Annotated in this window: 10 protein-coding genes; 6 read left to right on the forward strand and 4 right to left on the reverse strand. The window is 62.6% G+C overall.

What is annotated here, in order from left to right; all coding sequences use genetic code 11:
* Positions 1–34 precede the first annotated feature (34 nt).
* The 6 genes from BW978_RS17315 to BW978_RS17340 all read left to right on the forward strand — a co-directional run bounded on the left by BW978_RS17315 (position 35) and on the right by BW978_RS17340 (position 5928).
* Entirely contained in the window at positions 35–793 is a 759-nt protein-coding gene (locus BW978_RS17315; protein ID WP_076397065.1) for a M48 family metallopeptidase, read from the forward strand.
* A gap of 73 nt (positions 794–866) precedes the next feature.
* The gene (locus tag BW978_RS17320) at positions 867–1541 is read left to right on the forward strand and encodes a phosphoribosylanthranilate isomerase (RefSeq protein WP_076397130.1); all 675 of its coding nucleotides are present in this window, start codon (positions 867–869) and stop codon (positions 1539–1541) included.
* The gene (gene trpB, locus BW978_RS17325) at positions 1538–2758 is read left to right on the forward strand and encodes a tryptophan synthase subunit beta (protein WP_054149999.1); all 1221 of its coding nucleotides are present in this window, start codon (positions 1538–1540) and stop codon (positions 2756–2758) included. Before BW978_RS17320 ends, trpB begins: the two co-directional genes overlap by 4 nt.
* Before the next feature lie 2 nt (positions 2759–2760).
* Positions 2761–3600: a tryptophan synthase subunit alpha gene (trpA, locus tag BW978_RS17330; protein WP_069042723.1), complete on the forward strand. Its 840-nt coding sequence runs from the start codon at positions 2761–2763 to the stop codon at positions 3598–3600.
* A 38-nt stretch (positions 3601–3638) separates the two neighbouring features.
* Positions 3639–4547 (forward strand): acetyl-CoA carboxylase, carboxyltransferase subunit beta, encoded by a 909-nt coding sequence (accD, locus tag BW978_RS17335; RefSeq protein ID WP_076397066.1) that lies wholly within the window; start codon positions 3639–3641, stop codon positions 4545–4547.
* Positions 4548–4587: 40 nt separating this feature from the next.
* A complete protein-coding gene (locus BW978_RS17340; RefSeq protein WP_076397067.1) occupies positions 4588–5928 on the forward strand; it encodes a bifunctional folylpolyglutamate synthase/dihydrofolate synthase in 1341 nt (446 codons plus the stop codon).
* Positions 5929–5980: 52 nt separating this feature from the next.
* Here BW978_RS17340 and trxA read toward each other — a convergent pair whose 3' ends face one another.
* The 4 genes from trxA to BW978_RS17360 all read right to left on the reverse strand — a co-directional run bounded on the left by trxA (position 5981) and on the right by BW978_RS17360 (position 13851).
* On the reverse strand, positions 5981–6301 hold the full coding sequence (gene trxA, locus BW978_RS17345; RefSeq protein ID WP_069042721.1) for a thioredoxin: 321 nt from the start codon (positions 6299–6301) through the stop codon (positions 5981–5983).
* A 75-nt stretch (positions 6302–6376) separates the two neighbouring features.
* Positions 6377–9934 (reverse strand): double-strand break repair helicase AddA, encoded by a 3558-nt coding sequence (addA, locus tag BW978_RS17350; protein ID WP_076397068.1) that lies wholly within the window; start codon positions 9932–9934, stop codon positions 6377–6379.
* Entirely contained in the window at positions 9927–13115 is a 3189-nt protein-coding gene (gene addB / locus BW978_RS17355; RefSeq protein ID WP_076397069.1) for a double-strand break repair protein AddB, read from the reverse strand. The genes addA and addB overlap by 8 nt, the downstream gene beginning before the upstream one ends.
* A 1-nt stretch (position 13116) precedes the next feature.
* Positions 13117–13851 (reverse strand): nucleotidyltransferase family protein, encoded by a 735-nt coding sequence (locus tag BW978_RS17360; protein ID WP_076397070.1) that lies wholly within the window; start codon positions 13849–13851, stop codon positions 13117–13119.
* Between the last annotated feature and the right edge of the window lies 1 nt (position 13852).

Here is a 13852-nt window from a genome sequence, read left to right on the forward strand (position 1 = left end):
CAAGAAGAGCTCCCGAATCGGCTAGAACACACGCATGTTTCCCCTGCTGAAAAAGCTGACACCGCAGAGAGCCCCGGCGATCCAGCTGGAGCGGGCGATTGCCGTGGATGGACGGTCCATTCCGCTGACCATCAGAAAGAACAGCCGCGCGACCCGCATCACGCTCAGGATCGAGCCCGGCGGGCGCGCTTTGAAGATGACAATTCCGCCAGGGCTGCGCGAACGGGACATCGACGACTTTCTCGATCGCCATCAGGGCTGGCTCAGCACCAAGCTCAAGCGCCAAAAAACGGTGGGCGCCATTGAGGATGGCGGAGAAATTCTACTCCGAGGCATTCCCCATCGTATCGTCCATACAGGTCAGTTGCGCGGCCTGACCCAATCGATCGACAGCGAGATGGGCCATGTCCTCAGCGTCAGCGGCCTCGAGGACCATCTGCCGAGGCGCGTCGCGGATTTCCTCAAGAAGGAAGCACGCCACGACCTCGAGCGCCTCGTGGCTCTGCATGCCAGAAATGTCGGCAAGCCCGTCAAGAGCATGACGCTGAAGGATACCCGCAGCAGATGGGGATCCTGTTCCTGGGACGGCAAGCTGAGCTTCTCCTGGCGCATCGTCATGGCGCCGCCTCTGGTTATCGACTATCTCGCTGCCCACGAGGTTGCGCATTTGCGGGAGATGAACCACGGTCCGGCCTTCTGGGCACTTTGCAAGGAGCTCTGCCCCCCCATGGACGAAGCGAAGGCCTGGCTGAAGCGTCATGGCTCGGCCCTTCATGCGATCGACTTCGACTGAAAGACCCCGCGACCTTTCAGCCTCTGTCGCAAATTGGCTCGACTCTTTTTTGATTTCGTGCGACTTCGCTGCCATGAGACCCGATATAAAGATCTGCGGACTGAAGACGCCGGAGGCGGTCGATCGTGCGGCTGACTGCGGCGCGAGCCATATCGGCTTCATCTTCTTTGAAAAGAGCCCTCGCAACATAGAGCCCGACATCGCCGGCGTGCTCGCCGACCGCGTTCGCGGCCGTGTGAAGAGCGTGGCGGTGACTGTTGACGCCGACAATGACGATCTCGACGAGATCATCGCCTTGATGCGTCCTGATATCCTGCAGTTCCATGGCCACGAAAGCCCGGAACGGCTGCTGACCGTCAAGGCCGTGACCGGTCTTCCGATCATGAAGGCATTTTCCATCCGCGATGCCGATGATTTGAGGCGCATCGAGCCCTATATCGGTATTGCCGATCGTTTTCTGTTCGATGCCAAACCGCCTGTGGGCTCAGATCTGCCGGGCGGCAATGGTGTGACCTTCGATTGGCGTCTCTTGCGTTCGCTTGACGACAGCGTCGATTACATGCTTTCCGGAGGCCTCAACAAGGCCAATATCGCAGAGGCTCTGCGGGAAACCGGAGCGCGGGCAATCGACGTGTCCTCCGGGGTGGAGTCTGCGCCGGGCGTCAAGGATCTGCAGACAATGGATGAGTTTTTTGCGGCCGTTGCCGAGGCAAGTCGTGCACAGCCGGTTTCAGGGAGTGTCAAGTGAACCAGTCACCGAAACCCAATTCCTTCCGTGAAGGTCCAGACGAAGACGGCCGCTTCGGCATCTTCGGTGGCCGTTTCGTCGCCGAGACGCTGATGCCGCTGATCCTCGACCTGCAGGCGGAATGGGAAAAGGCGAAGACGGATCCGGAATTCCAGGCCGAACTGGCGCATCTCAACACCCATTACACCGGTCGCCCAAGCCCGCTCTATTTCGCCGAGCGTCTGACCGAAGAACTCGGCGGCGCGAAGATCTACTTCAAGCGCGATGAGCTGAACCACACCGGTTCGCACAAGATCAACAACTGCCTCGGCCAGATCCTGCTCGCCAAGCGCATGGGCAAGACCCGCATCATCGCTGAAACCGGCGCCGGCCAGCATGGCGTAGCATCTGCCACGGTCGCCGCTCGCTTCGGCATACCTTGCGTCGTCTACATGGGCGCGACCGACGTCGAGCGCCAGGCGCCGAACGTTTTCCGCATGAAGCTGCTCGGTGCCGAGGTGAAGCCGGTTACCTCAGGCCATGGCACCCTCAAGGACGCCATGAACGAGGCGTTGCGCGACTGGGTCACCAATGTCGATGACACCTATTACATGATCGGCACAGCCGCCGGCCCGCATCCCTATCCGGAGATGGTCCGCGACTTCCAGTCGGTCATCGGCCGCGAAACGCGCGAGCAGATGCTGGCTGCCGAAGGCCGCCTGCCGGATATGCTGATTGCTGCCGTCGGTGGTGGTTCGAACGCGATCGGCCTCTTCCATCCCTTCCTGGATGACGAGAGTGTCCGTATCGTTGGCGTCGAAGCCGGTGGCAAGGGTCTCGAAGGCGAGGAGCACTGCGCTTCGCTGACCGCAGGGACGCCCGGCGTCCTGCATGGCAACCGCACCTATCTGCTGCAGGACGGCGACGGCCAGATCAAGGAAGGTCACTCGATCTCCGCCGGCCTCGATTATCCGGGTATTGGCCCGGAGCATTCCTGGCTGAAGGATATGGGCCGCGTCGAATATGTTCCGATCAGGGACGACGAGGCGCTCGCCGCCTTCCAGCTGCTGACGCGCACCGAAGGCATCATCCCGGCGCTCGAGCCAAGCCATGCGCTCGCCGAGGTCGTCAAGCGAGCCCCGAAGATGGACAAGGACCAGATCATTGTGATGAACCTCTGCGGCCGCGGCGACAAGGACATCTTCACTGTCGGCAAGATTCTCGGTATGGGGCTCTGATCATGACTGCGCGTATGGACCAACGTTTCGCTGCACTGAAAGCAGAAGGCCGCCCGGCTCTCGTCACCTATTTCATGGGTGGCGACCCGGACTATGACACGTCGCTCGCGATCATGAAGGCGCTGCCGGAAGCCGGCGCCGACGTTATCGAGCTCGGCATGCCCTTCTCGGATCCCATGGCCGATGGCCCGGCGATCCAGCTTGCCGGCCAGCGGGCCCTGAAAGCCGGCCAGACCCTCGTTCGCACGCTTGATCTAGCGCGTGAATTCCGCAAGACGGACAACGAAACGCCGATCGTGATGATGGGCTACTACAACCCGATCTACGTCTATGGCGTCGAGCGTTTCCTTGACGACGCATTGGCTGCCGGCATCGATGGCCTGATCGTCGTCGATCTGCCGCCGGAAATGGATGACGAACTCTGCATTCCCGCCCGCAGCCGTGACATCAACTTTATCCGCCTGGCAACCCCGACGACTGACGACAAACGTCTGCCCACCGTTCTCAAGAACACCTCGGGCTTCGTCTATTACGTCTCGATGAACGGCATCACCGGTTCGGCACTGCCGGATCCCTCCCGTGTTGCCGGTGCCGTCCAGCGCATCAAGGCGCATACGGACCTGCCGATCTGCGTCGGCTTTGGCGTCAAGACCGCCGAGCATGCCCGCCTGATCGGCGCCAATGCCGATGGCGTCGTGGTGGGGACCGCGATCGTCAATCAGGTTGCCACCAATCTCACAGCCGATGGCAAAGCGACGGCGGATACGGTTCAGGCCGTCGCCACGCTGGTGCGCGGACTGGCAACAGGCGTGCGGTCTGCACGCCTTGCTGCTGCCGAATAAGCACCCCATATGGGCTTTAAATATCAGGAGTAAGCCGCGTGAACTGGATCACCAACTATGTGCGCCCGCGCATCAATTCCATGCTGGGTCGCCGCGAAGTTCCGGAAAACCTCTGGATCAAGTGCCCGGAAACGGGCGAGATGGTCTTCCATAAGGACCTGGAAGAGAACAAGTGGGTGATCCCGGCCTCCGGCTATCACATGAAGATGCCGGCAAAGTCGCGCCTGATCGATCTCTTCGACGGTGGCCAGTTCGAAGCCCTGCCGCAGCCGAAAGTCGCGCAGGATCCGCTGAAGTTCCGCGATTCCAAGAAATACACCGACCGTCTTCGTGACAGCCGCATGAAGACGGATCAGGAAGACACGATCGTTGCCGGCGTCGGCACAGTGCAGGGCCTGAAGCTCGTTGCCGTCGTCCACGAGTTCAACTTCATGGGCGGTTCGCTCGGCATTGCCGCTGGCGAAGCGATCGTGAAGGCCTTCGAACGCGCCATCAAGGAAAAGTGCCCGCTGGTCATGTTCCCGGCTTCGGGTGGCGCGCGCATGCAGGAGGGTATCCTCTCGCTGATGCAGCTGCCGCGCACGACGGTTGCCGTCGACATGCTGAAGGAAGCTGGCCAGCCTTACATCGTCGTCCTCACCAACCCGACCACGGGCGGCGTGACGGCATCTTACGCCATGCTGGGCGATCTCCACATTGCAGAGCCGGGTGCCGAGATCTGCTTTGCCGGCAAGCGCGTTATCGAGCAGACGATCCGCGAGAAGCTGCCGGAAGGCTTCCAGACCTCGGAATACCTGCTGGAACACGGCATGGTCGACATGGTGGTCAAGCGTCACGACATTCCTGACACGCTCGCGCGCGTCCTGAAGATCATGACCAAGCGCCCTGCCAACGACACGGCGGTCCCTGCGAAGGTGGCAGAGCAGGTCGAGAAGGCCTCGGCCTGAGCCGCGTTTTCTGTGAGGCCGCGGTCGCGGAACGAAAGTGATGACAGCCCCCATCGTCAGTCAGGCCGATGCCGAGATCGAAAAACTCATGGGGCTGCACCCCAAGGGCTACGATCTGTCGCTCGACCGTATCCGCCGCCTCCTTGAGGTTCTGGGTAACCCGCATCTGAAGCTGCCGCCGGTCATCCATGTGGCCGGCACCAACGGCAAAGGCTCGGCGACGGCCTTTTGCCGCGCGCTTCTCGAGGCCCAGGGCCTGTCCGTCCACGTCCACACCTCACCGCATCTCGTGCGCTGGCATGAGCGCTATCGCATTGGCGTAAAGGGTGGCCCCGGGCAGATCGTTGATGATGAACTGTTTGCCGATGTCCTTCGCCGCGTGGCCGAGGCAAACGGTGGCAAACCGATCACCGTCTTCGAGATCCTGACGGCGGTGACATTCATTCTCTTTTCCGAGCAGCCTGCCGATGTCGTTGTGCTTGAGGTCGGTCTTGGGGGACGTTTTGACGCCACGAATGTCGTTGAAAAGCCGGCTGTCTGCATCATTCAGCCGATCTCGCTCGATCATCAGGCCTATCTCGGCGACCGCGTCGAGCTGATTGCCGCCGAAAAGGCAGGCATCATGAAGCGCGGCGTCCCCGTGGTTATCGGTCATCAGGAATTCGACGGTGCCAAGGATGTGCTGATCAGCACGGCCGAGCGCCTTGGCTGTCCGCTCACCGTCTTCGCCCAGGATTTCCTGGCGTATGAAGAATTCGGACGGCTCGTCTACCAGGACGAATTCGGTCTGATGGACCTGCCGTTGCCGCGACTGCCGGGTCGGCACCAGATCGGCAATGCCGCAACCGCCATCCGTGCGGTCAAGGCAGCCGGCTACTCCGTCACCGAAGAGGTCGCCGAAAAGGCCATGCTGTCGGTCGAATGGCCGGGTCGCCTGCAAAAGCTGACCGAAGGTCGGCTTGTGGAGCGTGCGCCGGCCGGCGCTGAAATCTGGCTCGACGGAGGCCACAATCCCGGCGCAGGCGAAGTGATCGCGGAGGCCATGGCATCCATGGAAGAACGCCAGGCGCGGCCGCTGCATCTGGTCATCGGCATGATCAACACCAAGGATCCGATCGGCTTCTTCCGCGCTTTCGTCGATATCGCCCATGACGTCTACACCGTCCCGATAACAGGATCTGACGTTGGCCTCGACCCGGTGGCACTTGCTCAGTCGGCGGCTGAGGCTGGTTTGAAGGCCCTTCCGATGGAGTCGCTTGGCCAGGCGCTAGACGCAATCCGTGAACGGAGTGAAGACAGCGTTCCGCCCCGCATCATGATCGGCGGCTCCCTTTATCTGGCGGGCAATGTGCTCGCCGAAAACGGCACCATCCCCAAATGAAAAAAGCCCGGCTGTAGCCGGGCTTTTTCTTTATTCATCAATGACGTGAGGCTTATGCCGCGCCGGCGATCCAGCTGGACAGCGCAGTCTTCGGAGCCGCACCCACCTTGATGTCAGCCACTTCGCCACCCTTGAAGACGGCAAGTGTCGGGATCGAGCGAACGCCGAACTGGGCAGCCAGTTCCGGGTTTTCATCGATGTTGAGCTTGGCGATCTTCACCTTGCCGGCGAGTTCGTTGGAGATTTCTTCGAGGCTCGGGGCAATCATCTTGCACGGGCCGCACCATTCGGCCCAGAAATCCACGACAACCGGTTCGGAAGCGTCGAGAACCTCGGCCTGGAAATTGGACTTGTCGACTTTAACGGTAGCCATGGGGCTCTCCCTTCATAAATACGGAATTGACTAGATATGTGATGCCGCACGGCAGCAATTTCAATATGCGGTATCTCACGATGTTTCGAGGTCGGCAAGGGACCGCTGAAGAAGGCTGTCATCCAGCGGAATGAGGCTGCCGTTTTCGGTATAGATCAGCCAGCATTCGACTTGTTTGCCGGGATAGAGCGGCTGCAGGATCTCGCGATAGATGGCGAGCTGGACCCTATGGGAGAGGGGGGCTTGCGCAGCCTCCAATGGAGGATTCCGGTTCGTCTTGTAGTCGGCGATAATGACCCGATCCGGAAGCACTGTCATGCGGTCGATCCGGCCGGAGACCGCACGCAATTCTCCCTTCAGCCGCATTGTCCCCATGACCGAAACTTCCGCGCGACTGCCGGTATCGAACAGCGGGCGAAGCGCCTCGTCTTCGAGAACGGTGATCACGGTAGATACCAGTCTCTGCCGCTGCTCTACCGGCCAGAACCGGGCCGCACGTTCTGCATAACGCTCGGCTGCCTCACGGCGGTCACCCTGCGGAAAGCCCGGCAAATTCTGCAGCATCCGATGGATGAGCCGCCCGCGCTGCAGAGCGAGATCCGCCTTTTCCGCCGTCGAGAACAGCGCAGAGGCCGTCAACGCATCCTCGTCTTCGTCGATGACGATACTGCCGGCACCCGATGGGCTGAGTGGTCTTGGCAGGCTGATCGGCGGCGGCAGCGGCTTCCAGAGCGTAGCCGGTAGGCCGTGGCTGTCCTCGCTTTCGGCGCTCTCTTCGGTCACCGGCAGATCATGCTCTGCCTCGCCGAGAGACCAGCGCAATCCGGCCCAGCTGCCGTCCGGCCCGGTGAATTCGACCTGTTTGCAGCGCGTTTCGTCGGCACTGAGCGCCCGCGCGATCATCTTGTGCCAGATCTCGCCCGTGTCCTGCACGCCGCGATAACCACCGACGATCAGACGGTCGGCAGCGCGCGTCATCGCGACATAGAGCAGCCGGCGATATTCCTCCTCGGCCTGATCCTTGCGCCGATCCATGTCGGCAGCGGAGACCGAATTGCCAAGCGACTTCGACGGCACCCAGATCGGGAAGGGCATGCCTTCAGCCGTCCCGATGATCCGGAGTTTTGCCACATGGTTCGAATTGAAGGGCTTCGAGCCGCCATCGATCAGGAACACGATCGGCGCTTCGAGACCCTTCGAGGCATGCACCGTCATGATGCGGACTTCGTTGCGTTCCTTGTCCTGTTCGCGCTTGACCTCCGGCGCTTCCATCTCGAGCGTCGAAACGAAGGACTGCAGCCCGGGCAGGCCGCTGGTCTCGAAAGCGAGCGCGAAGGTCAGGAACTCGTCGATGATGTCGCTGACCTCGGAGCCGAGGCGGCCGAGATAGGCCCTTCGACCACCATGGACGCTGAGCACGCGGGCATAGAAATCATGGACGGAGTGGTCTCGCGCCTGTTCGAGAAACAGGGTGAGCCGGTCGTAGGTCTTCTTCCACGCAGCGTCCGTCTGCGCCTGCTCAGTGAGTCTCGTCCAGAGGCTCTGTCCTTCCGGTCGCTCGGCAGCGAGCTGCATCAAATCATCTTCGCCGTGATTGAACAGTGGGCTCTTCAGGAGCGAAGCCAGAGACAGATCGTCTCCCGGCAGCAGCAGGAAACGCCCAAGCGCCAGCATGTCCTGCACGGCAATATGGCTTGTCAGCTTCAGGCGGTCCGCACCGGCGACCGGTATGTTAAACGGGCGTTTCAGCGCTCGGGTCAGCGCATTGACGAAGCCGTCGCGCTTGCGCACGAGCACGAGGATATCGCCCGGGCGGATCAGCCGCTTGTTGCCCTTCTCGATGATGGTCTCGCGTCCGACGATCTGGCTGATCTGATGCGCGACGCGTCGTGCGAGGATTGCCGAAGGTGCGCTTTCCGGCGTCGCGTCGAAGGGGGCCGTCCAGTCCTCGTCCTTTTCCTGCTTCTCCGCCGCAATCATGTCCCAGACGTCGACTGTGCCGGGATGTCCGATGCGGCTCGACTGGTGGATGACAGGGTCCCCGCCGGCACTGAGGCCCCGGCTGTTTTCCGGCACGCTGAAGACCTGGTCGACGGCCGCAAGGACCGATTGCGTCGAGCGGAAGGACAGCGGCAGGCGCACCGTGTTGAAGTCCTGTCCGCTTTCAGTCACGGCCTGCGCGGTCTGGCGCGCTTCCTGCGAGAACTGCTCCGGGCGCGCGCCCTGGAAGGAATAGATCGACTGCTTCTCGTCCCCCACGGCAAAGAAGGTGCGGATCCCCGGCCGGGCACTCAGGCCGGTAAAGAAGTCTTCGCGCAGCGACCGGATGACATCCCATTGCACAGGGCTCGTATCCTGCGCTTCGTCGACGAGGATATGGTCGATGCCCTGGTCGAGCTTGTAATGCACCCAGGCGCCGACATCGCCGCGAGTCAGAAGCCGGGCGGTTCGCACGATCAGATCCTCGAAATCGAGCTGCGAGCGCCGTTTTTTCAGTTCCTCGTAATCCGTGTCGAGACGCACGGCGAGCGTCAGTGCCGAGCGCGTCGCCTCGTACATGCGGAAGATCCGCAGCCGGTCCCGCATGGACACGACATGGTCGCGGGCAGCGATCACGGCATCCTTGAGGTCAGGCGCCATCTTGGTCATCGCGGCGGCAATCAGCGAGCTGTCGGCCTTCGGCGCTTCCTGCGCCGTCAGGAAAGCCTGTTCCAGGAGCTTTGCCCGCTCCAGGGGATCGGCTTCCACCAGTGCCCGCTCCAGCACTTCCGCGACGGCCCGCACCTTCTCGCCGCCCTTTTCGAGGGCAAGCTGGATGTAGCGGCTGAAATTGCCCCCCGACAAACCGGCGAGCGGCCAGTAATCCTCGGCGCGACTGATCTCGCTCTCCAGAGGGCCGATGCCCAGGCCCTTTCGCAAGGTCTGATCGAGGCCACCGGTACGTACCGCTCGCTGCCGGAAGTCCCTGACAGCATGGCGGTTGGCGACGGTATCGGCAATCAAGCCTTCGAGCCCGCTTTCATCGGCAATGCTCAAGACTTGCGAGAAGGCTTCGGCAAGGGCCGCATCATTCTCCGTCGACGTAGCCGTCAACAGTGATCGCCGCGCTTCCGCGAGAACAGTGACGGCCGCCCGATCGTCGAGCACGTTGAAATGTCCGGCGACATTCGCTTCGAGCGGAAACTGGTGCAGCAGCGCTTCGCAGAAGGCGTGGATCGTCTGGATCTTCAGGCCACCCGGCGTTTCCAGCGCCTTGGCGAAAAGCCGGCGTGCGGCCGCGAGCGTCGCGCGATCCGGCTCCTTCTGCTCGATCGCCGCAATCCGCTTGGCCAACTCCCGGTCATCCAGCGTTGCCCATTCAGCCAGCCGCTCGAAGACGCGGTTGGACATTTCGGATGCCGCGGCCTTGGTATAGGTGAGGCAGAGAATGGAGGAGGGGCGGGCGCCTGCCAGCAGCAGCCGGATCACCCGCTGCGTCAGCACATGCGTCTTGCCGGAGCCGGCATTGGCCGACACCCAGGCCGACTGGCCGGGATGGGACGCTTTCGACTGGGCAAGCGTCGTCCAGCCGAGCCAGGCGGAGGGATCGCTGCCGGTCGGAAGCTCGTCCAGGGCAAAGCGCTGATCACTCATCGCCGGCTCCTTCCTCGGCTTCCGCCGTCGACCATTCGGCAACACGCGCCAGATGGTCGTATTCGCCGCCATAACTGTTCTGTTCCGCCGGGATGAGACGGGACACATAACCGCGCTCGCCGCTTTGCAGCGCCTGAACGAAGCGGCCAAGTTCATCGACGGATTGCGTCGCAAGCTCAAGCGCTGACTTCTTGCTATCGCCCCGCGTTGCCATCTCGTTGTTCACCTGGTCTGCCGAAAAGCGGTCGCCGGGCCGCAGACGCACATAGGTCAGGTTGAGCGGCTTCACGTCCCCGGCTGGCTTGAAGGCGCCTTGGAGAAGGGCTGCAGCTTCGAGTGCCAGCTGCGGGTCGAGCAGGCTGCGCGCCTGGTTGGCGCTCGGGTTGAGCCCCGTCTTGTAGTCGATGATGTCTGCAAATCCGCCGCCCCGGATATCGATCCGGTCGGCAATCCCGCTGATGGTGATATCGACCGGAGCGAGCAGCACCTTCCCGCGCACTTCCGTGAGCGACCGCTTGATTTCCGGTCTCCGCTGCCGCTCCCAGCTGAGGAACGCCGAAGCGACACTGTAGAAGCGCTGCCGCCAGACGATATCGATGTGGAGTGGCAGGGCCTCTGTCAGAAACTCTTCGTCGGTGATCCGGTGCAGGATATCGAGTGCGTCAAGCCGGGCCGGATCATGGTCCTCCCGGATGAAGCGCTCGACGATACGGTGATAGAGCGTCCCGCGTTCGGCTGCCCCTGGATCCTGGTTGAAGGGATCGACGGGATCGAGACGCAGGATGCGCCGCGCATAGATCGAATAGGGATCACGCCGGAAGCGACCGACTTCGGAAAAGCTGAAGGAGCGCGGTTGCAGTTCGACGCGAGGGCGCGGTGCGGGCCGCTGTGCCGGTGCCTGGTTCTCGCCCTGGTCGATCAGGTCGGCATACCGCCGATAAATCTGGCCGCGCTTTCGCATCTCGTCTTCCAGCAGTGTGCCTCCGAGCGCCATTAGACGCTGGATCCAACGGGAGGCCACCGTCGGCGCAGAGCCCTGACGCAGCGAGCGCGAGAAGATAAGCTTTCGCGTGCCGCAGGCCATCTGGAAGTCATGCGCCACCTGGCCGATCTGCCGTTCCGGCGGCTCAAGTCCGACCTCGGTCTTCATGACGCGCGAGAGGAAGGGATTGTTCTTGGTCTGGCTCGGCCAGCTCCCCTCGTTCATGCCCCCGATCACCATCATGTCGACATTCTGCAGGCGTGCTTCGAGCGTCCCGAAGATGAAAACGCGCGGATGCCGCATGGCGCGCGGCTTGACCGCCTGGCCGGCCATCAGCGCCGTCAGGATATCAACCCATTGCGGGCCGTCGGCCTCGATCTGCCCGTCCGTCTCCAGGACTTCGGCGAGAAGGCGTGCCAGAGCCTCTCCCGCCGCATCGCCCCAGAGACCAGCAAGGTCACCGCGCTCGTCGATCGAGACAGCTTCCAGCACGCGGCCCGTGCGCTCTGCCCAATCGCTGACGGTCAATCTCTGCGACAGCACGCGCCCGTCGGTCGACCGGATGACCGACGAGACGAGGGGTTCGACCGCCTTGGTTACCCGGCTGGCCAAAAGACGAGCAAGCTCGATCTCCTCGGGCGCAATCGAGATGCGCCATTGTGGCTTGTGGCGGTCGGCCAGATGCGCTTCCAGCCCCTCGGCAAAAAGCGGTTCCATCTCCGCAAGGTCGAGGCTCTTTAGGCCTCCGCGCAGCGCGATGCGTTCGAGCGCATCGGCGGCCTTGCGCATGTCTTCGGCCGTGAAGCCGAACCGTGCCAGCGGATGCTTGATGAGCGAGACGATGGCCACGGGATCGCCCGGACGCAGGCAGGCCTCGGCCACCACCTGGGTCAGCATCGCAGCCTGGGTGCCGGTCATCGGCGTACCCGCCGAATCGTCCGCCTCGATCCCGAATCGCGCGAGTTCGGACATGACACGCCGCGCCAGCGCGCGGTCGGGCGTGATCAGCGCCACCCGGCTTTCGGGATTGTCGAAGGCCTCCTCGAGCCCCAGTCGAAGCGCAATCGCAATCGCCGTTGCTTCTTCGCGCTCATTGGCCGTCTCGATCAGTGCGACATCGCGAAATGCCGCGAGCACGCGTGAATCGTCGATGTCCTGCCGCCAGGCCTTCCAGGTGTCGGTAGCCTCGGCGGGTGCCATGGCACGCGACAGAAATTCGGCTCGATCCCGGAGCGCCGGGTCGGAGGCTTCGAGAGCCTGCACATCGGCGCGTTCAAGTTTCATATGCCGCAGCAGGTGGGCAAGGCCATATTGCGGGTGCCCGCGCACGGCAGGGCTTGGACGTATCACCGAGATCTCGCGATCGTTGAGCTTCGCCCAGTCCTCGTCTGGCATGTCGAGGTCGAGCCCGGGCAGCACTACGACACCCTGGTCGAGTTCTGCAATTGCGGCAATGAGCTCGGCCGCTGCCGGGATCGAGCCGGTCGAACCTGCAGCAATGACGGGACCGGAAGCACCCTGTCTGCGGAATCGCTCCGCCTCGGCCCTCAGCACCGCATCGCGGTGGCGGGCCGGAGACGACCGCACCAGTTCCTGCAGCCGTGCCGGCCAGAACAGGGTCGCAATTTTCAGAAACTCCAGTGTCAGCTGCCACCAGGATCCGAAGTCGGCCGATTGAAGGTTCTCCAATTCCGTCCAGTCGCAACCCTCCGTCTCGGCTGCTTCGATCAGTTCGATCAGCGCCCGTGCCAGCCAGACGGCGTCTGCCGGGCTCGCTGGCGCGACGAGCGGCGTATCCGAATGGATTGACCGGACGATCTCCGGCAGCTGGTTTCGCCAGGCAAGGATCAGCCGGGCGAGTTCCAGAAGCATGACGGTGCCGCTCACCGCCGGGGCGAGATCCATCAGCTGCGGCGCATCCAGGTCGAAAAAGCCGCTGTCGTCATCCGTCTCGCCGAGCGTGCGGATATCCGGAAGGATCGCCGCGCGGCCGCCAAGCAGGTCGACGAATTCGGATCGCAACACGCGCGCAGCGCGGCGGGTCGGGACGAGAAGTGTCACGCCGGCTAGCGATAGCGGATCGGCGGGGTTATAGCGAAAACCGTCGGTGAGGCGTCCGTCGAGCAGCGCTTCCGTCAGCGTCCTGAGAAAGGGCCGGCCCGGTGGGATTGTCAGCAGACGCGGCGCCTTGCTCACCATCTCAACGGCCCACGCCGTAGCGTGCCACCACGGCTTCGGCAGGCGCGATCGCGTCGGGTGTGCCGACGGTCAGCCATTGTCCATTAAGGTCGGTACCGAACAGCCGATGAGCGGCAATCGCACGATCGAAATAGATGTTGAGGTTGAAGGGACCGTCCGGCGCGCCATCGAAGAGACGCGGCATCAGCGCTAAGGCCCCGGCATAGACGACCGGGTTTGGTGCGCCGGAGACGTAACGGGTCAGCCTGCCGTCATCCGCCATCGAGAAATCGTTCTTGCCGTTATGGCCCGTGGTCCGTTCCTGCTCGACGCAGAGCATCGCAATGTCCATGTGGCGGGCATCGAATTGCTGCGCCAGCCGGACAAGATTGCTCGGCTCATCAGCTCGTTCTCCGACCCAGAACAGATCGGCATTCATGACGAATGCCGGCTGGTCCTGGTCGAGCAGCTTCAGACCCTTTGTGAGCCCACCGCCCGAATCCATCAACCGCTCCCGTTCGTCGGAGATCCGGATTTCGGCCCGTGTCTCCCCGGCGAGATGGGTCTCCATCTGATCGGCATGGTGATGCACATTGACTACGACCGTCTCGACGCCCGCATCAACAAGCGCGTCGAGCACATAGTCGATCATCGGCTTTCCGCCGATCTGAACCAGCGGCTTCGGGGTCGTCTCTGTAATGGGGCGCATCCGCGTACCGAGTCCGGCCGCGAGCACCATGGCTTGCTTGATGATCATT

This window comes from Rhizobium sp. RU33A, assembly GCF_900156055.1.
Lineage (GTDB): Bacteria > Pseudomonadota > Alphaproteobacteria > Rhizobiales > Rhizobiaceae > Allorhizobium.

What these genes read in the sequence shown, in the direction of transcription:
- BW978_RS17315 (WP_076397065.1), top strand. Translation starts at nt 35, where the DNA reads ATGTTTCCCCTGCTGAAAAAGCTGACACCGCAGAGAGCCCCGGCGATC.
- BW978_RS17320 (WP_076397130.1), top strand. Translation starts at nt 867, where the DNA reads ATGAGACCCGATATAAAGATCTGCGGACTGAAGACGCCGGAGGCGGTC.
- trpA (WP_069042723.1), top strand. Translation starts at nt 2,761, where the DNA reads ATGACTGCGCGTATGGACCAACGTTTCGCTGCACTGAAAGCAGAAGGC.
- BW978_RS17340 (WP_076397067.1), top strand. Translation starts at nt 4,588, where the DNA reads ATGACAGCCCCCATCGTCAGTCAGGCCGATGCCGAGATCGAAAAACTC.
- trxA (WP_069042721.1), bottom strand. Translation starts at nt 6,301, where the DNA reads ATGGCTACCGTTAAAGTCGACAAGTCCAATTTCCAGGCCGAGGTTCTC.
- addA (WP_076397068.1), bottom strand. Translation starts at nt 9,934, where the DNA reads ATGAGTGATCAGCGCTTTGCCCTGGACGAGCTTCCGACCGGCAGCGAT.
- addB (WP_076397069.1), bottom strand. Translation starts at nt 13,115, where the DNA reads ATGGTGAGCAAGGCGCCGCGTCTGCTGACAATCCCACCGGGCCGGCCC.
- BW978_RS17360 (WP_076397070.1), bottom strand. Translation starts at nt 13,851, where the DNA reads ATGATCATCAAGCAAGCCATGGTGCTCGCGGCCGGACTCGGTACGCGG.